The sequence below is a fragment of the Streptomyces sp. NPDC087428 genome (assembly GCF_044744085.1).
Classification (GTDB): domain Bacteria; phylum Actinomycetota; class Actinomycetes; order Streptomycetales; family Streptomycetaceae; genus Streptomyces.
Genome location: NZ_JBIUXR010000018.1, coordinates 26,862 through 47,862, shown reverse-complemented (window position 1 = coordinate 47,862; position 21,001 = coordinate 26,862). Strand labels below are relative to the sequence as shown.

At 69.4% G+C, this 21,001-nt stretch carries 20 protein-coding genes and 1 pseudogene; 5 read left to right on the top strand and 16 right to left on the bottom strand.

All coding sequences use genetic code 11. From position 1 onward, the window contains the following. Positions 1-25: 25 nt before the first annotated feature. The 6 genes from ACIO3R_RS32480 to ACIO3R_RS32455 form a co-directional block, all read right to left on the bottom strand. Positions 26-229, bottom strand: coding sequence for a hypothetical protein (locus ACIO3R_RS32480; RefSeq protein ID WP_402110623.1), 204 nt, complete (start codon positions 227-229; stop codon positions 26-28). A gap of 105 nt (positions 230-334) precedes the next feature. Further along, on the bottom strand, positions 335-1,423 hold the full coding sequence (locus ACIO3R_RS32475) for an alpha/beta fold hydrolase (protein ID WP_402110621.1): 1,089 nt from the start codon (positions 1,421-1,423) through the stop codon (positions 335-337). Then, on the bottom strand, positions 1,420-1,950 hold the full coding sequence (locus ACIO3R_RS32470) for a phage holin family protein (protein ID WP_385034619.1): 531 nt from the start codon (positions 1,948-1,950) through the stop codon (positions 1,420-1,422). The genes ACIO3R_RS32475 and ACIO3R_RS32470 overlap by 4 nt, the downstream gene beginning before the upstream one ends. Positions 1,951-1,989: 39 nt before the next feature. After that, positions 1,990-3,396, bottom strand: a complete 1,407-nt coding sequence (gene nhaA / locus ACIO3R_RS32465) for a Na+/H+ antiporter NhaA (protein WP_385034621.1) — start codon at positions 3,394-3,396, stop codon at positions 1,990-1,992. 338 nt (positions 3,397-3,734) lie between these two features. After that, a complete protein-coding gene (gene acs / locus ACIO3R_RS32460) occupies positions 3,735-5,732 on the bottom strand; it encodes an acetate--CoA ligase (protein ID WP_402110619.1) in 1,998 nt (665 codons plus the stop codon). Positions 5,733-5,926: 194 nt separating this feature from the next. Beyond that, complete coding sequence (locus ACIO3R_RS32455; protein WP_402110617.1) at positions 5,927-8,905, bottom strand: SulP family inorganic anion transporter; 2,979 nt, start codon at positions 8,903-8,905, stop codon at positions 5,927-5,929. 285 nt (positions 8,906-9,190) lie between these two features. Here ACIO3R_RS32455 and ACIO3R_RS32450 point away from each other — a divergent pair, with 285 nt between their 5' ends. Continuing rightward, positions 9,191-10,483, top strand: a complete 1,293-nt coding sequence (locus tag ACIO3R_RS32450; protein WP_402110615.1) for a hypothetical protein — start codon at positions 9,191-9,193, stop codon at positions 10,481-10,483. A 309-nt stretch (positions 10,484-10,792) separates the two neighbouring features. Here the strand turns inward: ACIO3R_RS32450 and ACIO3R_RS32445 are convergent, their stop codons facing one another. Then, positions 10,793-11,788: an ATP-binding protein gene (locus ACIO3R_RS32445; protein WP_385034627.1), complete on the bottom strand. Its 996-nt coding sequence runs from the start codon at positions 11,786-11,788 to the stop codon at positions 10,793-10,795. 102 nt (positions 11,789-11,890) lie between these two features. Between ACIO3R_RS32445 and ACIO3R_RS32440 the strand changes: the two genes are divergently transcribed. Further along, positions 11,891-12,715: an oxidoreductase gene (locus tag ACIO3R_RS32440; RefSeq protein WP_402110613.1), complete on the top strand. Its 825-nt coding sequence runs from the start codon at positions 11,891-11,893 to the stop codon at positions 12,713-12,715. Between the two features lie 423 nt (positions 12,716-13,138). On the opposite strand, the gene ACIO3R_RS32435 is transcribed toward ACIO3R_RS32440, so the two are convergent. Then, complete coding sequence (locus ACIO3R_RS32435; protein WP_402110611.1) at positions 13,139-13,978, bottom strand: HAD family hydrolase; 840 nt, start codon at positions 13,976-13,978, stop codon at positions 13,139-13,141. 527 nt (positions 13,979-14,505) lie between these two features. On the opposite strand from ACIO3R_RS32435, the gene ssd reads away from it, so the two are divergent. Together ssd and ACIO3R_RS32425 are read left to right on the top strand one after the other, a co-directional pair. Then, positions 14,506-15,606 (top strand): septum site-determining protein Ssd, encoded by a 1,101-nt coding sequence (gene ssd / locus ACIO3R_RS32430; RefSeq protein ID WP_385034647.1) that lies wholly within the window; start codon positions 14,506-14,508, stop codon positions 15,604-15,606. Next, positions 15,603-16,181: pseudogene (locus ACIO3R_RS32425) on the top strand (ATPase, T2SS/T4P/T4SS family); the annotation flags it as partial. The gene ssd and the pseudogene ACIO3R_RS32425, both read left to right, overlap by 4 nt. A gap of 410 nt (positions 16,182-16,591) precedes the next feature. On the opposite strand, the gene ACIO3R_RS32420 reads toward ACIO3R_RS32425, so the two are convergent. The 5 genes from ACIO3R_RS32420 to ACIO3R_RS32400 all read right to left on the bottom strand — a co-directional run bounded on the left by ACIO3R_RS32420 (position 16,592) and on the right by ACIO3R_RS32400 (position 19,314). Continuing rightward, entirely contained in the window at positions 16,592-16,834 is a 243-nt protein-coding gene (locus ACIO3R_RS32420) for a hypothetical protein (protein WP_402110609.1), read from the bottom strand. 345 nt (positions 16,835-17,179) lie between these two features. After that, a complete protein-coding gene (locus ACIO3R_RS32415) occupies positions 17,180-17,641 on the bottom strand; it encodes a hypothetical protein (protein WP_402110607.1) in 462 nt (153 codons plus the stop codon). A gap of 62 nt (positions 17,642-17,703) precedes the next feature. Continuing rightward, a complete protein-coding gene (locus tag ACIO3R_RS32410; protein ID WP_402110606.1) occupies positions 17,704-18,549 on the bottom strand; it encodes a helix-turn-helix domain-containing protein in 846 nt (281 codons plus the stop codon). Further along, positions 18,549-19,067 (bottom strand): DUF6879 family protein, encoded by a 519-nt coding sequence (locus tag ACIO3R_RS32405; protein WP_402110604.1) that lies wholly within the window; start codon positions 19,065-19,067, stop codon positions 18,549-18,551. Before ACIO3R_RS32405 ends, ACIO3R_RS32410 begins: the two co-directional genes overlap by 1 nt. Further along, complete coding sequence (locus tag ACIO3R_RS32400; RefSeq protein ID WP_402110602.1) at positions 19,048-19,314, bottom strand: hypothetical protein; 267 nt, start codon at positions 19,312-19,314, stop codon at positions 19,048-19,050. The genes ACIO3R_RS32405 and ACIO3R_RS32400 overlap by 20 nt, the downstream gene beginning before the upstream one ends. Before the next feature lie 163 nt (positions 19,315-19,477). On the opposite strand from ACIO3R_RS32400, the gene ACIO3R_RS32395 reads away from it, so the two are divergent. Beyond that, positions 19,478-19,756, top strand: coding sequence for a hypothetical protein (locus ACIO3R_RS32395; protein ID WP_402110601.1), 279 nt, complete (start codon positions 19,478-19,480; stop codon positions 19,754-19,756). 35 nt (positions 19,757-19,791) lie between these two features. Here the strand turns inward: ACIO3R_RS32395 and ACIO3R_RS32390 are convergent, their stop codons facing one another. Genes ACIO3R_RS32390 through ACIO3R_RS32380 form a run of 3 tightly spaced genes read right to left on the bottom strand, consistent with a single transcriptional unit; the run spans position 19,792 to position 21,001 of the window. Continuing rightward, positions 19,792-20,475, bottom strand: coding sequence for a collagen-like protein (locus ACIO3R_RS32390; RefSeq protein WP_402110600.1), 684 nt, complete (start codon positions 20,473-20,475; stop codon positions 19,792-19,794). Next, a complete protein-coding gene (locus ACIO3R_RS32385) occupies positions 20,472-20,738 on the bottom strand; it encodes a hypothetical protein (RefSeq protein ID WP_402110598.1) in 267 nt (88 codons plus the stop codon). The genes ACIO3R_RS32390 and ACIO3R_RS32385 overlap by 4 nt, the downstream gene beginning before the upstream one ends. Positions 20,739-20,767: 29 nt before the next feature. Beyond that, positions 20,768-21,001 carry a hypothetical protein gene (locus tag ACIO3R_RS32380; RefSeq protein ID WP_402110596.1) on the bottom strand — a complete coding sequence of 78 codons (234 nt, stop codon included), beginning with the start codon at positions 20,999-21,001 and terminating at the stop codon, positions 20,768-20,770.

Genomic DNA, 21,001 nt, shown 5'->3' with positions numbered 1-21,001 from the left:
GTGGCCGTCCGCTCAGCTCGGGAGGTCATCCACGCGGGTGGCGCAGCCGCGCCGAGACCCAGCGGGCCCGGCGGCGGAGGATGCGCGGAATGCCGAGCCGGGGATCATGCAGAACATGCGTAGTGTGCACCCGGCCCTGGAGGCCGCCCCCCTCATGAGTGCCCGGACCCGCCGTGGCGGTCGAGCGACGATTGCGTGCTGCGTCACCGAAGTCGTGCGTCCAGCCCATACCCCGACGTCTGCCCGTGGCTCATGGTCGGTAACCGCCCATCCGTCAGCCAATTGGCCTATGCGTCAGGCAAGTGGCTGTTCGTAGGACTCGTGTGCCCACCGGTCAGCGGTCGGGTTCGGAATCCTTGAGCCAGCTGATGAGTTCGGCCGAGAACCCGGCCGGATCCTCCTCGTGGGGGAAGTGCCCCAGACCGTCGAAAAGTCGCCAACGGTACGGTGCCTCGACGTACTCGCCGGACCCCGCGGAACTCCGGGTGCGTACCGCCGGATCGAGTGAACCGTGCAGGTGCAGCGTGGGCACCCGTACCGGCCGCTTCATGCGCCGGTTGAACTGGATGCCGTCCGGGCGGGCCAGCGAGCGCACCATCCAGCGGTACGGCTCGATCGCGCAGTGCGCCGTCGACGGGATGGACATGGCGCGCCGGTAGACGTCCACGGTCGCGTCGTCCGGGAAGTCCGCGGTCCGCGGCCCCGCCCAGTCATGGATCAGCCGCCCCACCAACGCCGCGTCGTCCGCCACGAGCTGACGCTCAGGCACCCACGGCCGCTGGAAGCCCCAGATGTACGAGCCCGCGCGGGACTGCGCGAAGTCGGAGAGCATCGAGGAGCGCCACCGCCGAGGATGCGGCATCGAGGAGACCACCAGCCGGCGCACCAGCTTCGGGCGCATCACCGCGGCCGTCCAGGCGAGGTAGCCGCCCATGTCGTGGCCGACCAGGGCGGCATCCGGCTCGCCGAGCGAGCGGATCACGCCGGTGATGTCCAGCGCCAGGTTGGCCGGGTCGTAACCCCGGGGCGTGCGGTCGCTGCCGCCCACGCCGCGCAGGTCCATCGCCACCGCGCGGAACCCCGCGTCGGCGAGCGCGGGCAACTGGTGGCGCCAGGTCCACCAGAACTGCGGAAAGCCGTGCAGGAGCAGGACCAGCGGCCCCTCACCCATTTCGGCGATGTGGAAGCGGGCGCCGTTGGCGGCGACGTCACGGTGCGTCCAAGGGCCGTCCAGACGGACGGGTCCACCGGACCCGGCCGCGGGGCCCAGCGGGCCGGTGAAAGGCGCTGAGGCCGGGGCCGGCTCCGGTGGCAGTGATGGCGGTGTGGCGGAAGGGTCTGCCGGGGGGCCGGCCGGTCCTTCGTGGCCCGCCCGGTCGTCCGGGCCCACTGGGCCGAATGCGCTGGAATCGGGGACCGTCATGTGGATGAGCGTGCCACAGCTGACGCCTTGTCCTGAACCGGACGGTTCTCGATGGCCTTGTCCGCAAGTGTGCTGCCGCCCGCCGGAAGGATCGCGTCCGCGCCGATGCCCGGACGCGGGTGCGGCTTGACGCCCTGGAGGACGGCGGCGGTCCGCTTCGCCGACGCGATGGACTTCTCCGGCGGCTTGACCTTCTTGAACTTGGCGTAGCCGAACAGCGCGAGCAGGATCCCCAGCAGGATGAACGCGCCGCCCACGATCAGGAACGACCAGGCCAGTCCCAGCCCCAGATTGTGGATTCCGTACGCGGCCGCGAAGCTCAGCACCGGGATCGCGAACAGGATCAGCACACCCGTGACGATGAACGCCACGCTGCCGATGACTCCACGCTTGACGTCCTGTCGCACCTCGGCCTTGGCCAGGGCGATCTCGTCGTGTACCAGTGCCGACAGTTCGGCCGTCGCCGAGGCGACCAGCTGGCCGAGACTGCGGTCGGCGCCGCCCGCGTAATTGCCGGGGTCGCTCATGCCTGACTCCCTCTCCTGTTCAACACATCCGATGTCAGATCATGCCGGACTGTCCGGCTTGTTGCTCGCTGCCCCCGCCAGTTGGGCAAGGCGGCGATGCTCGGCCGCCTTCCTCTCGTGGATCGCGGCCATCCGCAGGTGGTACTCCGGATCGTCCTGTTCATAGACGTCGGGTACCCCGGACTCGTCCTCGTCGAGCTCCTCCGCGTCGGTGAGCGCCCGGTATCTGCGTACCCGGAGTTTGAGCAGTACACCGGAGAGTACGGCGGCAATCAGGGAGCCGAGCAGAACCGACGCCTTGATCTCGTTGATCATGTCGTCGTCGCCGGTGAAGGCGAGCTCGCCGATCAGCAGCGAGACGGTGAACCCGATGCCGGCGAGCGAGGCGACCGCGAAGACATCGGCCCAGGCCAGCTCCTTGTTCAGCTCCGCCTTGGTGAACCGGGTGGCCAGCCACGTACCGCCGAAGATCCCCAGGGCCTTGCCGACGACCAGTCCCAGTACGACACCGAGTGTCTCCGGCCGGGTGAACACGCCGGCCAGCGCGCCGCCGGAGAGCGAGACCCCGGCCGAGAAGAGCGCGAACAGCGGTACGGCGAAGCCTGCCGACAGCGGGCGGATCAGGTGCTCGACGCGTTCGCCGGGGGAGCGCTCCTCGCCGTCGCGCCGGGTACAGCGCAGCATCAGGCCCATCGCGACGCCGGCGATGGTGGCGTGGATGCCGCTGTTGTACATCAGCCCCCAGATGACCAGGGCGAGCGGTACGTAGATGTACCAGCCGCGGACGTTGAGGCGCAGCAGCAGGTAGAAGACGGCCAGGCCGACGAAGGCGCCGATGAGCGCGACGAAGTCGATGTTCTCGGTGAAGAAGACGGCGATGATCAGGATCGCGAAGAGGTCGTCGACGACGGCGAGGGTCAGCAGGAACGCACGGAGCGCGGACGGCAGCGAGGTGCCGATGACCGCGAGGACGGCGAGCGCGAAGGCGATGTCGGTGGCCGTGGGGACGGCCCAGCCGCTGGTGGAGCCGTCTCCGAGCACCGTCACCAGGGTGTAGACGACCGCGGGCACGGCCATGCCGCAAAGGGCGGCGACGACCGGGAGAGCGGCGGCCTTCGGGTCGCGCAGCTCACCTGCGACGAGTTCGCGTTTGAGCTCGACCCCCGCGACGAAGAAGAAGATCGCGAGCAGTCCGTCGGCCGCCCAGTGCGCCACGGAGAGATGCAGACCGAGCGCCTCGGGGCCGAAGTGGAAGCGGCTGACGGTCGTGTAGCTCGATCCGAAGGTGTTCGCCCAGATCAGCGCGGCCACCGCGGCGGCCAGCAGGATGACTCCGCCGACGGTCTCGGTACGCAGCGCGTCGGTGAGGAAGTTCCGCTCCGGGAGCGACTGGCGTCCCAGGAATGTGCGGCGGGGGGAAGGGGGTGCGGGGGTGGGCGCGACCACGAGAGAGAACCTCCGGGTGGGTACGGCAGCGACGGCATGGCTGATGCACTTGCCGACCAGACTTCCCGGCACACCCTTTGAGATTTCTTGTCGTGTTATTGACCAGCTGCCACTGTACCCGGGGCGTGCGGGGCCGTGAGCGGTGATCTTCACCCTAAATGCCCGAAGGGCATCCGGCGCGCTACCGGATGCCCTTCGGGGAGCTGAGCTCTGCTGTCGTTCTCGCTGCTGTCGTTCTCGTTGCTCCGCTCTCGGCTGTCGTCGCTGTCGCTCTCAGCTGCCGTTGCCCCGGAGAAGGGCTCAGCCCTCGGAGGAGGGCTCAGTCCTCGGAGGAGGGCTCAGTCCTCGGAGGCGGACGACGGAAGCTGGGTCTGGATAAGATCCATGACCGAGGAGTCGGTCAGCGTCGTGACGTCCCCCAGCTCCCTGTTCTCCGCGACGTCACGCAGCAGACGCCGCATGATCTTGCCGGATCGCGTCTTCGGCAGTTCGGCCACGGGCAGGACCCGCTTCGGCTTGGCGATGGGGCCGAGCGTGGTGCCGACGTGGTTGCGCAGCTCCGCCACCAGCTCGTCGGAAGCGGTCGCCGTACCGCGCAGGATCACGAACGCGACGATGGCCTGACCGGTCGTCTCGTCGGCCGCACCGACCACGGCCGCCTCGGCGACCGACGGGTGCGACACCAGCGCCGATTCGACCTCGGTGGTCGAGATGTTGTGCCCGGACACCAGCATCACGTCGTCGACCCGGCCGAGCAGCCAGATGTCGCCGTCCTCGTCCTTCTTGGCACCGTCGCCCGCGAAGTACTTGCCCTCGAAGCGCGACCAGTAGGTGTCGAGGAACCGCTGGTCGTCGCCCCAGATGGTGCGGAGCATCGACGGCCACGGCTCGGTGAGGACGAGATAGCCGCCCCCGCCGTCCGGGACCTCACGGGCCTCGTCGTCGACGACCGTGGCGGAGATGCCCGGCAGCGCGCGCTGGGCGCTGCCCGGCTTGGTCGCCGTGACACCGGGAAGCGGCGAGATCATCATCGCGCCGGTCTCGGTCTGCCACCAGGTGTCCACGATCGGGCACTTGTCGGCGCCGATGTGCTTGCGGTACCACATCCATGCCTCGGGGTTGATCGGCTCACCGACCGAGCCCAGGACCCGGAGACTGCTCAGGTCGAACTTGGCGGGGATGTCGTCTCCCCACTTCATGAACGTCCGGATCGCGGTCGGCGCGGTGTAGAGGATGCTCACGCCGTACTTCTGGACGATCTCCCAGAAGCGCCCCTGGTGCGGGGAGTCGGGCGTGCCCTCGTACATGACCTGCGTCGCGCCGTTGGCCAGCGGGCCGTAGACGATGTACGAGTGTCCGGTCACCCAGCCGATGTCGGCGGTGCACCAGTAGACGTCGGTCTCCGGCTTGAGATCGAAGACCGCGTGGTGGGTGTACGCCGCCTGCGTGAGGTAGCCGCCGGAGGTGTGCAGGATGCCCTTCGGCTTCCCCGTCGTGCCCGAGGTGTAGAGGATGAAGAGCGGCTGCTCCGCCTCGAACGCCTCAGGGGTGTGCTCGGTGGACTGGCGGCCCGTGATCTCGTGCCACCAGACGTCCCGGCCCTCGTTCCACGCGGTGTCCTGCCCCGTACGCCGGACGACGAGGACGTGCTCGACGCTCTTGATACGGGCGACGGCGTCGTCGACCGCGGGCTTGAGCGCGGAGGGCTTGCCGCGGCGGTATCCGCCGTCGGAGGTGATGACGACCTTCGCGTCCGCATCCTGGATGCGGGTGGCGATGGCATCGGCGGAGAAGCCGCCGAAGACCACGGAGTGCGCCGCACCGATCCGGGCACACGCCAGCATGGCGATGGCGGCCTCGGGGATCATCGGCAGATAGACGGCGACCCGGTCGCCCTTGCCGACACCGAGCTCGGTGAGGGCGTTGGCGGCGCGGGAGACCTCGTCCTTCAGCTCCGCGTAGGTGATGGCACGGCTGTCGCCGGGCTCGCCCTCGAAGTGGATGGCGACCCGGTCACCATTGCCCGCCTCGACGTGGCGGTCCACGCAGTTGTACGCGACATTGAGCTTGCCGTCCGCGAACCACTTCGCGAAGGGCGGATTGCTCCAGTCGAGCGTCTCGGTCGGCTCCGTGGCCCAAGTCAGGCGGCGGGCCTGCTCGGCCCAGAAGCCCAGCCGGTCCGCATCGGCCTGTTCGTACGCCTCGGCTGTGACGTTGGCGTTCGCGGCCAGATCGGCAGGCGGTGCGAACCGCCGCTCCTCTTTGAGCAGGTTGGCCAGGCTTTCGTTGCTCACGACATCTCCCATTCCCAGGGTGTCCGTTGTGTCCCGGGGCATAGCTCATCAGGCCAAAGGCCGGGTGACAAGTGTCTGCCGGGAATTGGTTTAGACCTGTGTTTCGTGTATGGAGGCACGGTCCCGCCCCCGCGGCGGGGTGGAGCGGAGTGCCGAGGCGCCCTGCGGTGGTGCAGGGTGCACGGCGCTGCGGAGGCGGGACCCACACGGTCTCACGGACCCGAGGTGTACCCGGTTCAGGCGCCAGTACGCGCCAACTCGGCCGGTTCATAGGGATCGTACGGGGCGGAGGGGCTGACCCGGTCGAAGACCTCGTCGAGCCCGTGGCCGGCGCCGATGCCTTCGGTCAGCAGATACGACTGGGCCTCAGCCACGTGGAAGTACATGCCGTGCAGCTGGAGCGTGCCTTCCGCGAGGCGTCGCGCCACCGATCCATGGGCCCGCAGGTGGTCCAGCTGCTGGACCACATTGGTGAGGCAGAGCTGTTCCACCTCGTCGGCGGGCAGCCGGCCGGAGATCCGGGCCCAGGCGTGGCGTTTGGAGGCCATGCGCTTCAGACTCGGCAGCCCGTGCCGCAGCCAGCGCCACAGGGGTGTGTCCGGGGTGTCGGGTCCGGCGCCGAGCAGTGCGTTCATGGCATCGCAGCCGGAGTGCCCGCAGATGGTGATGGACTCCACCCCCAGCACGTCCACCGCGTACTCGATCGCCGCCCCCACCGAGTCGTCACCTCGCTCGGACTGCGGTGGCGGCACCAGATTCCCGATGTTCCGGACGGTGAACAGATCGCCCGGACCACTTGCCGTGATCATGCTCGTCACCAGGCGGGAATCCGCGCAGGTGATGAACAACTGCGAGGGGCGCTGCCCCTCCCTGGCCAGCCTTGCCAGCTCCTCACGCACCAGGGGTGCCGTATTGCGCTGGAACGAGCTGAGCCCGCTGACCAGTCGCTGCCCACCGGTCCGGCGCGGTGGAGCAGCCTCGTGGTCGGGCGTGTAGTCGGCTGAACGGCCGGGGGATTGCTGGGCGCCTGTGGGGGCGAGCCCATCAGGGGTGCTGCCGGGGGTGCTGGTGACGCCTGCCGGGGGTGTGGGTGCGGGTAGGACGGGAACGGACGAGGGTGCGGGGGCGGGCGCGGGGCGGAGGGGGGTTGGGGCTGGGCTGCCCGTCGTGCCCGTCGCGGTGGTCGCGTTGGTCGGGCTCATTGCGTCGGTCGCGTCGGTCTCGTCCGTTGTTTTCGTTGTGGGGGCGGTGGTGGGGCCGGCGGGGACCTGGCAGGACGCGGTGGCTCCGGTGGGCGCGGCGATTGGGGGGTCTTCGGCGGGCTCGGCGGCTCCAGCGGATCCGGCGGGCTCGGCGTATGCGGTGGCCTCGGTGGGGTGTGCTGCGGCGGGGATGACCGTGGAAGCGGTGCCCGAGGCGCGGCGGTCGCGGCTGAAGTCGGTGAGGGGTACCTGCTCGGGCCGGTCGTGGCAGTGGTGGTTGCGCCACGGTGTCCAGGGGCGGCAACAGGAGTGCGCTGCCGAGGCGGGCTCGGCGATCCTGCCGCCGGACCGGCCGGCGAAGACGACCCGGCCGCCCTGGGCGGTATGGGCGTTGCTCCAGTCCTGGAACATCTCGTACGCCGCGTGATCGATGAAGAAGCCGTCCAGCTCGACGACCACGTCCGCGTCCTGGGGCAGCTGGCCCAGCGTCCGGTTGAGCCGGGGCACGGCCAGGAACGTCAACTGGCCGCTCACGACGACCAGATACCGACCGATCCGTTCCGTGACGGTTATCCTGGTCCGCGCCAGTCGGTGCAGGGCGACAACCACCGCCACCGCGATCCCGATCGCCACGCCCTTGAGGACACCGAAGAGCAGTACCCCGGTGATCGTCGCTCCGTACACCAGGAATTCCCGATGCCTGTGGACGTTGCGGATGTGGGCGAAGCTCACCATCTGGATGCCAACCACCATCACGAGCGCGCCCAAGGCGGCCAGTGGGATCCATTCCAGCACGGTGACCAGCAGACCGGTGGCGAGCAGTACCCAGACGCCATGCAGCACGGTGGAGGCACGGCTGGTCGCCCCGGCCCGTACGTTCGCCGAACTGCGTACCGCGCCACCGGAGACCGCCAGCCCGCCCAACAGGCCCGACACCGTGTTGGCGATGCCTTGTGCGCGTAGTTCCCGGTCGAGGTCGGCGCGTCTGACGGGGGGCGGGACCGGGCCGGAGCCGGGCCCGGCGAGCTCGGCCGGGTGTGCGGACGCGCCTTCGACCCCTTGATCACCGTCTTGCTGATCACCGGCCTGTGCGACGGCCGGTCCGGCTGACCGCTCGCTGCTCCGGTCGGCGGCCAGCCTGTCCACGGCGACAGCGGCGAGCAGTGATTCCAGGCTCGCCACCAGCATCATGGTGAACACGGCTGTGGCCAGGCCTAGTACGGGTCCCTGCGGCAGTTCGGGCAGGGTGTGCGAACTCCAGGACGGCAGATCGACCCGCGCGATCGACGGTGCCGCGAAGGCCGCTACGGCAGTGGCGACGGCCACGGACACCAGGGCCGCCGGAATCCGCCGCAGCATGCGGCCGGGCTGCCCCGGAATCCGGGGCCACAGCACCAGGATCGCGATGGTCAGAGCGCCGATCAGCGGTGCGGCCGGGCCGACCTGTGACAACTGGGCAGGCAGAGTACGGGCGTTGGAGACGGCCGAGCTCTCCGGTGAGCCGCCCAGCACGATGTGCAACTGAGCGAGCGCGATGGCCACACCGATGCCTGCGAGCGTGCCGTGCACGATGGCTGGGCTGACGGCGAGGGCGCTGCGAGCGGCCCGCAGCGAACCCAACAGGAGCTGCAGCAGGCCCGCTCCGATGGTGATCGCGCAGGTGGTGCGCCAGCCGTAGACCTGGATCAGGTCGGCGGTCACCACGGTCAGCCCGGCGGACGGCCCGGAGACCTGGAGGGGAGTGCCGCCGAGCAGGCCGGCCACGATGCCGCCGACTGCGGCGGAGATGAGACCGGCTTCCAGCGGGGCGTCCATGGCGACGGCCAGGCCGAGCGACATGGGGATGGCGAGAAGGAAGACAGTGATCGATGCGGACAGGTCGGCGCCCGCGATGCGGAATCGTCCGCCGCGATGCGGCGGTGGCGGGCTGTGAGGTCGCTTGACCCCCGATGACCGGGGAGGTCGCGAACTGCGGGATGAGCGGTCATGACGAGTGGGGACGCAGGCAGACATGTGTTCCCGTCTCCTCCGGGGCAGCGCGGTCGCGGAATGTGGGACGCGGCCGTGGGTCACGGCGTGCAGCGGCGGGATATCTCAACTCTTGGTAAACAGATCGTAATGGAGAGTAAAGATCTGTGTCCATGATTGAGGGCAAATGGTCTACCCAACCACCCATTCCAGTGAATAGGCAGCTTTTCATTCGGCCTGTCGCACGAATTTGTGTGCAGTGCGTGCGAGTTTGACCGCGCCGTGTCGGCACTTCAGCGCAATCAAACCTGCAAGGAAGAGGGTGGGCGGATGATGACCGCCACGAAGAGGATCGCCTTGGGCATCATGGCCGTTGCGCTGGTCGCGGGAGTGGCCGGCTGCTCCGGCTCGGATTCCGGCTCGGGCGTATCCGGGCCCCGTGTCGTGAACGGTACGGCGAGCGGAGCAGCGAACGGTGCGGCCGGGGCGAAGAAGAAGGCCGTCGGTGAAGCCCCCAAGAGTGCGTTCCGGCTCATCGGCGACGGCTCCACGGCCTTCACCGGCGCTCAGCCGAAGCAGCCCGCGGTCCAGCGGCTGGCCCCCGGTCAGAAGCCCCCGCAGTTCGTGGTGTTCTCGTGGGACGGCGCCGGGGAGGACAGCCAGCAGCTGTTCTCGCACTTCCGCGAGGTGGGCAAGAAGTACGACGCGAACATGTCGTACTTCCTCAGCGGCGTGTACCTGCTGCCGGACGCGAAGAAGAAGCTCTACGACCCGCCCAAGCACAACGCCGGAAGTTCCGACATCGGCTTCAACGACACCAAGGGGATCCGGGACACCCTCGCCCAGGTCCGCGGTGCCTGGCTGGACGGAAACGAGATCGGCACCCACTTCAACGGCCACTTCTGCGGCAAGGATGGTGGCGTCGGCACCTGGTCCGTCGCCGAGTGGAAGAGCGAGATCAACCAGGCGAAGTCCTTCGTGAAGGGCTGGAAGTCGAACGATCCCGAGCTCAAGGGCCTGAAGCCGCTGCCCTTCGACTACGACAAGGAACTCATCGGCGGCCGCACCCCCTGCCTGGAGGGGCAGAAGAACATGGTGGCGGCCGCACGCTCGATGGGCTTCCGCTACGACTCCAGTGGCGTCAACGACCAGGTCTGGCCGAAGAAGAAGGGCGGCATCTGGGACCTCTCGATGCAGCTCGTCCCGGTACCGGGACGCGAATTCGAGACGCTCTCGATGGACTACAACTTCATGTTCAATCAGTCCGGTACGACCCAGGGCGACCCGGACCAGCACGAGTACTGGGGCAACCAGATGCGGGACGGCCTGCTCCAGGCCTTCGACCGCTCGTACGACGGGAATCGCGCTCCGCTGATCATCGGCAACCACTTCGAGTCCTGGAACGGCGGCACATACATGCGCGCCATCGAGGAGACGATCGAGACCGTCTGCACCAAGCAGGGTGTGCGCTGCGTGTCCTTCAAGCAGCTGGCGGACTGGCTGGACGGTCAGGACCCGGCGACGCTCGCGAAACTCGGCACGCTGAAGGTCGGAGAGGCGCCCGAGAAGAGCTGGGCGTCCTTCCTCGGCGGAGCCGTCAGTCCGGTCAAGGGAAGGAAGTAGGCAAAGAGTAGGTCAAGGGAGAGAAGTAGCGGCAGAAGTGGGGGCAGCGGTAGGGGCACGAGCGTGGGGTGCGCCTGGGTGTGGGGCTGCCGTGCGGTGTGTGTCCGATCCGGCCCTGACCGATCTGATCCCGGGCGGGGTCGGATCGGACGGGGCCGGTGACCGAACACGACCGGTACCGGGCGCCCGGATGACCGCGGTCGGCCAGTGCCGACTGGGTCGGCACCCGGTTCGCCCGACACCGGCCGGCCGCGCTGACGGCGCGCGGCTGAGGGCGCCCGTACCGAACTCGGTCAAGGCGCCGTCCGGTCAGGCCGGCTGGGCCGCCCCGGTCCGGGCGCACCGCTCGTCGAGCACGAAGGCCGGGTCCACCTGCGCTGCCAGGTCGGCCCCTGTCTTCTCGTTGCCCCAGCTCTCCGCGTTCTTCAGATGGAAATGCACCATCTGCCGTGTGTAGCGCTCCCAGTCACGCTGTCCGTACGAGTCCTCCGCGGCGTCCTGCAGGGCCTGCAGCGCCATCCGGTTGTCCGCTTCCAGTAGCTCGAAGCGGTCGGGGCGGCCCTTCTCCATGGCCCGCACCCAGTCGGAATGGCCGACGGTGACCAGCAGGTCGTCGCCGACCTCGGCGCGCAGGAACTCCAGGTCGTCCTCCCCTTGCACCTTGTTGCCCACGACCTTCAGCGCGACTCCGAAGTCACGTGCGTACTCCTTGTACTGGCGGTAGACCGACACTCCCTTGCGGGTCGGCTCCGCGACCAGGAACGTCATGTCGAAGCGGGTGAACATTCCCGAGGCGAAGGAGTCCGAGCCGGCGGTCATGTCGACCACGACGTACTCCTCGGGGCCGTCGACGAGATGGTTGAGGCAGAGCTCTACCGCGCCGACCTTGGAGTGGTAGCAGGCCACCCCCAGGTCCGATTCGGTGAACGGCCCGGTGGCCATCAGCCGGATGTCCCCGTCGTCGAGCCCGACCGTGCGGGCGCACGCGTCGTAGATCGGGTTGTCCTCGCACACGCGGAGCAGTCGCGAGCCCTCGCCGGGTGGCGTTGTCTTGATCATCGTCTCGACCGAAGCGATGCGGGGATTGCTGCCGCGCAGATACTCCTTGATCAGAGGCAGGTGCGCTCCCATGGCGGGCAGCGCCGCGGCCTCCTCCTCGTCGAGGCCGAGCGCGGCCCCGAGGTGCTGGTTGATGTCGGCGTCCACCGCGACGACGTGGGCCTCATTGGCGGCCAGGTGGCGGATGAAGAGCGAGGACAACGTGGTCTTGCCGCTGCCGCCCTTCCCTACGAAAGCGATCTTCATGTTCACCTAGGGTAGTGGCACGATCGCTATCCGTCGTCGGACTTCGTGAAGAAGACCACTCCGGGGCGGTAGGCGTGCGGGGGGCGCGTAGCCTCGCTACTTATGAGTACGACTTCCTCGGACCCGCTCGCCACCCTGGGTATCCTGCCGGGCGTGACGGACGCGGTGGACTCCGTGCGCAAGGCGGTCGACCGCGTCTACGGTCACCGTGTCATGCGGCGCCGCAGCAACGAGGTCACCTCGGAGGCCGCCCTGCGGGGCGCTCGTGGGTCGGCCGCGCTCTCCGGTGCCGATTGGAACCTGGAAGAGGTGCGCCGGCGTACCGACTTCACCGGGGACAGCGAGGCGCGTGCGGTCGGGGCCGCGCTGCGGTTGACCGCCGAGGCGGGTCAACTGCTCTCCATCTGGCGGCAGTCGCCGTTGCGTGTGCTGGCGAGGCTGCATCTGGTGGCGGCCGGCGGTGCGGCGCCCGAGGACGCCGTCGGCCGGCCCCGGCTGGCGGGTGAGCCGGTGAACGAGCCGCTGATCGAAGCGCCGCTGCCCGGCGCCGATGAGGTGGCGGGGCGGCTGGAAGGGCTCAGCGGGCTCATTCTTTCGGGGAGTGAGGCGCCCGCCCTGGTGACGTCCGCGGTCGTGCACGGCGAGCTGCTGGCCCTGCGTCCCTTCGGTTCGTGCAACGGTCTGGTCGCGCGGACCGCCGAGCGGATCGTGCTGATCGGGAGCGGGCTCGACCCGAAGTCGATCTGCCCGGCAGAGGTCGGCCATGCCGAGCAGGGGCGGGCGGCTTACGTGGCGGCTTTCGAGGGATATCTGTCGGGGACGCCGGAAGGTATGGCGGCCTGGATCGCACACTGCGGGCGCGCGGCCGAACTCGGTGCCAGGGAATCGACGGCGGTCTGTGAGGCGCTCCAGCGCGGCGCCGCGTAACGAGCGGAACGCCAGGACGTTCTCGGTGGTTCCGGCTCCGGGTGGTAGTGCCTGGTGAAAAGGGTTGCGGCGGTACCGTCCTCGGTACCGCCGCTGGCATGTCCACCCGGTTACCAAGCGTCCTCGATATGTGCCCATCAGGTCGGGTGCTTCGCCCGTTCCTGGTGCGGCTGGCCCGTAATCGACGGGTCGACGTCGCGTGGGTGCCCGGCTTTCATGCGCGGTCCGTGGGGCCTTCTCTGCGTTACTGGTCATCCTCACGGATGTCCTTGGTCTCGCGGGCCGTTGAGTCCTTTGTACTCCAGGGGTCGGGTGAGCGGTAGTGCTGGCGGCACTTCTTTACTTTTGGGTTCAATTACGGACGAGTTGGTTCAATTGGGTGCGCCGGGAATTCGGGGTGCGGTGCGCCTGCGGAGGGCTGTGTCACGTGGACGTCGCGGCGGTGCGTCGGCGAGCGGTGTACCAGACGAGTCCGGCGGTGAGGGCGGCCGCTCCCACCGCCGCCGCGGCCATGAGCGCCGGGCGTGGTGGCAGCGAGAAGGCGGGCAATCGCTGCTTGAGTCGGACGGGGCGGTCGAAGACGAGAATCGGCCACTCCCTGAGAGTCGCCTCGCGGCGTAGGGCGCGGTCCGGATTGACCGCGTGCGGATGGCCGACGGCCTCCAGCATCGGCACATCGGTCGCGGAATCGCTGTAGGCGTAGCAGCGTGCGAGGTCGTAGCCCTCGGACACGGCGAGAGCCTTGATGGCCTCCGCCTTCGTCGGCCCGTACGCGTAGTACTCCACCTCGCCGGTGAAGCAGCCGTCGGCACCGACGACCATGCGCGTGGCGACGACACGGTCGGCGCCGAGCAGCTCGCCGATCGGTTCGACGACTTCGGCGCCGGAGGTCGAGACGATGACCACGTCGCGTCCCGCGGTGTGATGTTCCTCGATGAGCGTCGCCGCTTCGTCGTAGATGATCGGGTCGATCAGGTCGTGCAGGGTCTCGGCGACGATTTCCTTCACCTGCTGGACGTTCCAGCCTTTGCAGAGCGCGGAGAGATACTCGCGCATCCGCTCCATCTGGTCGTGATCTGCGCCCCCGGCAAGGAACACGAACTGTGCGTACGCGGTGCGCAGTACGGCACGGCGGTTGATCAGACCGCCTTGGTAGAAGGACTTGCTGAAGGTCAGTGTCGAAGACTTCGCAATGACCGTCTTGTCCAGGTCAAAGAAGGCTGCTGTGCGCGGCAAGAAGCAGTTTTCCACAAGGCAGAGCATAGGGGCCCGCCATTCGGCGTAAACCCCGGCGCGTGGGTTTGCCTGAGAAGGTGCTCGGGTACACCATGGAAGTCACGGATCGTTCGCGACCGTGCTAACCCGGTCCGGCTCCTCCCCCCCGAGTCGGCCGTGGGGACGACCCCCGCTCTCCCCCCCGGCGGGGGTCGTCGCATGTCCGGACGCGTTCCTGTCGCTCGGGGATCACGCATTTCTCCTCCTTCTCGGCCGTGATGGCCCATGTCTGCGCTGAACTCACTTCAGCATGCCCCGTCACGGTGCGTGACGGAAGGGCTGCTCTCCGAATGTCGCCGGTTTGAGCTACGGGGATATTCACAACGCTGGAGTTGTCCACAGTTTTTGAGCAAGATCCACACGATTTCCTGAAGCACTGCACCGTGATTCCACCCGTGAAGTCTGCGGGTTCCGGAATCACCGTTCTCGGATCGCTCCGAGATCGCCGCGATCCGCGGTGAAGGTGAGTGAAGAAGGGGGCTGAGGTCGTGGCTGAATCCAGCGCACGGGATCGTTTGCAGGCCGTCGGGCCGCACCGGGGCGGGCCGTTGATCGTCACCGAGGATGTGGATCTGCTCGACGATCTGCTGAGGCTGTGTGCGGCCGCCGGCGCGGAGCCCGAGGTCCATCACACACTGCCGGACCGGCGAGGGGGCTGGGAGCGGGCACCCATGGTTCTCGTCGGGGACGATGCGGCGCCGAGGTGCCGCGGAGCGGCTCGCAGGCGGGGCGTGATGCTCGTCGGGCGCGACCAGGACGCGCCCGACGTCTGGCGCCGGGCCGTCGAGATCGGAGCCGAGTACGTGCTGCGGCTGCCCGACTCGGAGAACTGGCTCGTCGATCAGATCGCCAACGCGACGGAAGGCGTCGGTAGGCCGGCCCTCACCGTCGGAGTGATCGGCGGCCGCGGTGGCGCCGGTGCTTCCACGCTGGCCTGCGCACTCGCGGTGACCGCCGCGCGGATCGGGCGGCGGACGATGCTGATCGACGGCGACCCGCTGGGCGGCGGCATCGATGTACTGCTCGGTGGCGAACGGGCGGAGGGCATGAGGTGGCCTGATTTCGCCCATTCCAAGGGGCGGGTCGGTGGTGGCGCGCTGGAGGAGTCGCTGCCCGCGCTGCACGGGCTGCGCGTGCTCAGCTGGGGCCGTGACGACTGGGTGGTCATCCCGCCGCAGGCCATGCAGGCGGTCCTGGCCGCCGCGCGGAGGCTCGGCGGCGTAGTGGTCGTCGATCTGCCGCGCCGTGTGGACGAGGCGGTGGCCGAGGCCCTTGCGCAGATGGACCTCGGGCTTGTGGTGGTACCTGGGGAGCTGCGGGCGGTCGCGGCCGCGAAACGCGTGGCGTCGATGGCGGGGATGGTGCTCGACGACCTGCGGGTCGTGGCGCGCGGGCCGTACGCGTCCGGCCTCGACGAACAATGGGTGGCGCATGCCATGGGGCTTCCGCTGGCCGGTGAACTCCCCTTGGATCTAGGCCTGCTGGCCGAGCAGGACACGGGTGAGCCACCCGGTGGCAGTGCTCGCGGACCGCTTGCCAGGTTCTGCTCGGCCTTCTGGGACCGGGCGCTCGCCGGTGAGGGCGCCGGAGGCCCGGCCGCCGGAGGTGTCTCATGACCGAGGCGCTGCTCGACGCCGTCCGGCAGCGGCTGGCGCAGAGCGGAACGGCGCCGACCCCGGCCGGAGTCGCGGCCGCGCTGCGGGCGCAGGGGCGACTGCTCGGGGATGCCGAAGTGCTGTGTGCCGCAGATGAGTTGCGTGGGGAACTGATCGGGACCGGTGTGCTGGAGCCGCTGCTCGCGGACCCGGCGGTCACCGACGTTCTGGTGTCCGCGCCCGACCGGGTGTGGGTGGACCGAGGCCGCGGACTCGAACTCACCGGAGTGACCTTCGCCGACGCGGCGGCGGTGCGCAGGCTCGCGCAGCGGCTCGCCGCCGTGGCGGGACGGCGGCTGGACGATGCCAGGCCCTGGGTGGACGCGCGGCTTCCGGACGGGACCCGGATGCACGCCGTGCTGCCACCGGTGTCGGTCGGATCGACCTGCCTGTCGTTGCGGGTGGTCCGGCCCAAGGCCTTCTCGCTGGGCGAGCTGGTTGCGGCGGGGACCGTACCGCCAGGTGGTGACCGGGTGCTGCGGGCGCTGGTGGAGGCCCGGGTCTCCTATCTCATCAGCGGAGGCACGGGAGCCGGGAACCCGGAACATGGCTTAGGACACCTCTACTGGAAACCGCGCTGAGGTGGACGTGCGAGACGCACGCCCATGCCCCTGATCTGCACGTTTGCGGGTCCGAAAAGGGGCGAAGGTGCGGGGTGGGTGCAGCCTTTGAATCCAAGGCTGGCGGACGAATCGGGCATGAGGGAGCGCCGACCGCGCTGGTGGTCGACGCGCAGTTGCCCGCCCGCACCCCGGCCGCCGCCGGCCCCGGGTGCGAGCGGGAGATCAGCGGGCGGGACGGCGCTCCGGGTACGACGGCGGGTGCGACCGCGATTTGGTGCACAGTTCGCGGTGGACGTAGATCGTGCCCCCGGCCCCTGTGGCTGCGTAGATTTCGATGCCTTCGGCTTCGTTCGGACGCATCAGCTGGCCGCACCGGTCGCAGATCACCGGGCCTCCTTCGGTGTGGCGACGAGGCGGCAGCGGGCCACCTCTTCGTACTCGGTGTGGCCGGTCCGCCCGGCGTGCTTCAGCGCCCAGGTGTCCGGGGTGATGTGCGAGGTGCTCGGCTCGGACTCCTCGCCGCAGCCGGGGCCGAGGCAGCGGATCACGATGGTGGTCTGCGGGGCCTCACCGCGAGGGGCGCCGATCGTCCACTCCACGAACCGCATCACCGAGCGGGGGCTCATCAGCGGGTCTCCCGCCATGCCCGGCCGAGACGAACAGAGGTGGGGCAGGCGGCGCCAGCCCGGCACCCGGCACAGGCAAGGGTGTGGCCGAGCCATGTCCGGTAGGCGGTGTCGGCGGTGGATGGCCACTTCGTCAGCGTGATCACGTGCGGGTCCTCCAGCAGGTTGGGCAGCAGCGGGGGAACCAACGGGCCGCGCATCCGTCGAGATCGATCGTGCGTGTGCCGAGGTCGACAGCAGATCCGTTGGATAACTGGCAGTTGCACCAGACGCACCGAACACCTCGCTGCTGCTGTGCGGACAGCTCATCGAACGCAGGCACCTCGCGGCGAGCCTCAATGGCGGTCAACAGAACGCCTCGGCAGGCAACTTCAGCGAGCCGCCCGGATCCAGGGCCAAGCCGAGCGCAGTCGGATCCGTGAGTCGGCCGGATCCGTCGGGCTTCTCCAGCCATACCCTGCCCGCCGCGGGGCGTTGAACGGGCGGGCAGCACAGCGGCCACCCGGCCGGATAGAGCGTCAACTGCCTGACGTGATGCAGCAGCTCGGCGCCGTCCAGTGGCACGAGCCACCACGCCACGTTGCGCAGCGGGTGCGCGAGCACGGGGCCGAGCTCTTCGGAACGGATCCGCTGCATCGCGTCCACGCTCGGCGGCAGCGGTACCTCGGCAACGAGCCACGCGATTCCGCTCGGGATGATCGCGAAATCACCGGACATCCAGGCCGCGCGAACGGTGCTCTCCGACTGCGAGCATCGCGCGAGCCAGCGGGCGCCCGCTGAGACCGGGTTTCGTGCGCGTGTGGGCATGTCGGTGACGATAGAAATCCGGGCTGCTCGGGGGGTAGCCGATTCTGCGAGATTCTACGGATTCAGCCGAGCTGCTGAAGAGCGTCCATGATGACCGACCGCGCCTCGGCTCCGTATACAGCGTGATCGGACAGCTCGGCGAAGGTCGCGGCGTACTGACTCACCTCGTGCGCCTGCGAGATCGTGAGGTGTCCTGACACGAGCTCGACGGACACCTGCGACGAGTCGAAGATCCAAAACCCCTCGACGGGCATGCGGGTACGGTCCGGCCGTGCGGGGATGACGCCGAGGCTGATGTTCGGCTGCGCGCCCGTGGCGATCAGGTGGCCGAGCTGCCCGACCATGACGTCGCGGCCGCCGATCCCCGAACGCAGCACGGACTCTTCAAGGAGGAACGCGAACACCTTGCCGGGCTCGTGCAACACCCGCTGTCGCTCGACCCGAGCAGCGACTGCCGCGTCGACATCATCGACTGCGACGCGGCGCTGCTGCACCGCCCGCAGTACGGCCTCGGTGTAGGCGCGGTTCTGTATCAGGCCAGGCACGAACCATGATGAGTAGGCGCGGAACCGCGACGTGCGCTCGAACAGCGGCCGGACAGCGACCTGCGCCTGCCGCAGTCCGTCGCGCTCCACGCGGCGCCACTCTACGAACATGCCCTCGACCGCGCGCAGCGAGCGAACCAAGTCGCCGGCCTGGTCGGCCGCGTCGCATGCCTCGCACCACACACGGACGTCGTCTGCAGACGGGGCGGTGCGGGCGTGCTCAATCCGGCTGACCTTCGAGGGATACCACCCAAGGCGCGCGGCGAGTTCCTTGCCGGATAGTTCAGCGTCCCGACGGATCTCGGCGAGCCGGTCGGCGAGAACCCGTCGGGCGTTCTGAACGCTCGATGATGAGACAGCCATCAGGCAGGGTCGTACTCCGCATGCGGGATCGCCCGCCGCCACACGGACTCGAACGCCTCGGTGCAGAGCTTCGCCCGAGCAGGATCCGCGGTGTACTCGCGCCCGTCCTCGGCGAGAGCGCCGGCACCCCCAAAGTGGTGGAACAGTACGAGTTCGTCGTCGAACACCCAGAAGTCCGTACCGGGCAGCGCGAGATCGGTCGTCTGCCTCCGCGGCAGCCATCGCACCTCTTCGCCAGCGGCAATGTTGGTCGGCGTCAGATCGTGCTCGTACCGCACATAGTCAGTGACCGGCTCTGAGATGATCCGGGCCCGACGGACCGTGACGCCCCGGGCGGTCGCCTCCTGCACGTGGTCGTGCCACGGCCCCCACCACGACGCCCGGTCGGCGAGGTCGAGCCTCTGCCCGCGCTGCCACGCGATGAACCCGGGGTCGTCGAGGGCATAGCCGTCGCGCATCTCCAGGTGTACGGCGCTCCGTTGTGCGCGCGCGAGCGCCTCACGTGCGGGGGGTTGCACCGCTGCTGTCTCCGTTCGAGTGGGGGAGGAACTGCCGCATCTTCGCGGGCAGCCGGATGATCGTCTCGCCGGGCGGGATGTCGGTGGAGTGCCCGGGGATCGAGCCGACTTCTTTCGCCTGATCGACGGTGCTGCCGTCGGCGACGTAGGACTGAATGATCAGGTCGCCGGTCGCGTCGTCCAGCCAAATGGTCGGCGATTCGTCGACCGGGCTGTCGGGGTCGATTCCTAGGAAGTGCAGGGCCATGACGTTCCCTCCGCGTGGATTGCACAGGATTCCACAGACACTCGCGCGGCCGCGGATCGCAGTCAAGAGCGCATCCGCTGGGTACCCCGTACACACGAATGCGCCCCCTGCCGCCGGCCGTAGCCGGGGCAGTGATGAGGGCGCGGAGACCTACTCTGATCCCATGACCAGCGACCCCGAGCGCATCACCCAGCTCCTCGCGGCCACCCGCGACGCCCTCACCACCGAGCTCGCCTCAATCAGCGACCCGATCGCCCGCGAAGCAGCTGCCCGGCAGATCCTCGCCGCCCTACCCGACCTCAGCCAGGACATCACGGCCATCCGCAGCGACGCCGTCACCACCCTCAAGGAAGGCCGCACCTTTGCCCAGGTCGGCCAGCTGCTCGGAGGCCTCTCCACCGCCCGCGTGGACCAGATCATCCGAGCGGGCAAAAAGAAGTAGCCCCACCCGGCCGTAGCCGGGCGGGGCGTTGTGGGTCACGTGCGGCGGCGGTCGAGCAGGGCATACGCGGCCGGGGACGTGGTCGGGGCTGGAACGCTCGGTGCCCCGTCGCGCCGGCAGACCAGCGCATCCGGATCCGACGGCGACGGCTGGAGGCTGTACCCGGCCGGGCACGTCTGGCCATCCGCGCCGTCGCGGCCGTTCGCGCCGTCCTTGCCCGCGGTACCGGGCTGTCCGGCCGGGCCCTGCTCGCCCGCCGGGCCCGCCGCGCCCGCAGGACCTGCGGGGCCAACGGGCCCCGGAATTGAAGAGTCCGTTCCCGCGCGGCCGCTCGCGCCGGACGGGCCCGGGGTGGCCGCCGCACCGGTCGCGCCGCGGCCGCCCCGCGCACCGGTCTTCCCGCGCGGCCCCGGCGGGCCTGGGATCGGCACCGGCACCTCGGCCCGCGCCGGCAGATCCTCCACCGCGTCGCCCGGGTCCGGGGCCGCCGGGGTCCCGCCGCGCGCCTGGACCTGCGCGCGCAGCGTCCGCACATCCGTCGCCAGCGTGGTGACCGCGGCACCCCGCCGGTCCGCCTCGGCAGCCAGCTGATCCCCGCGCGACTCCGCCTTGTCGATCTGCAGGAACGCGATCGCGAGCCCGCCGCCCAGGAACAGGAGCGCCGCCGTGACCCAGAGGCCGCGGCGGCGCCGGTACAGCAAACGTGCTGTCCGTGTCATGGCGTCCCCCCGAGCTGCGTCACGAGCAGCTTCAGCCGTGACACTTCCAGCTCCAGCGCAGCGACCTTCGCTTCAGCTGTCGACTGGTCCAGCTCTGCCTTGTCCCGCTCCTTCACCAACCGCTCGGTGAGGCTGTCGTATCCGGTGATGACTCCGCCCTCCCGGGTCGCCCTGGCCGCACCTCGGGAGCCGTATGCGGCCGCTGTCGCAGTGAACAGCGCGGCCAGCACAGCAGACAGCGCGGCGGCCATGGCAGCGTCCATACGTACTCCCGTGGTGCTCGGTGGGCAGCTCAGATACCCGTCGGGTGCGACGCCGGGTCGGCGGCCGCGGGCAACGTGGACGCGGTGCCCGCCCGGCCGAGGTGACCGGCAGCCCAACCCTTCGCGGCGGCGAGGGCGAGGCCGATGGGTGCGGCCCACCACACGGGGATGTTGGCGAGGTCGGTGATGGCGACGCCGAGCGCGGCCTGGACGCCGGTCCAGCCCGCGCGCTCGGCGCTGTCGAGGAGCAGCTGCTTCGTCAT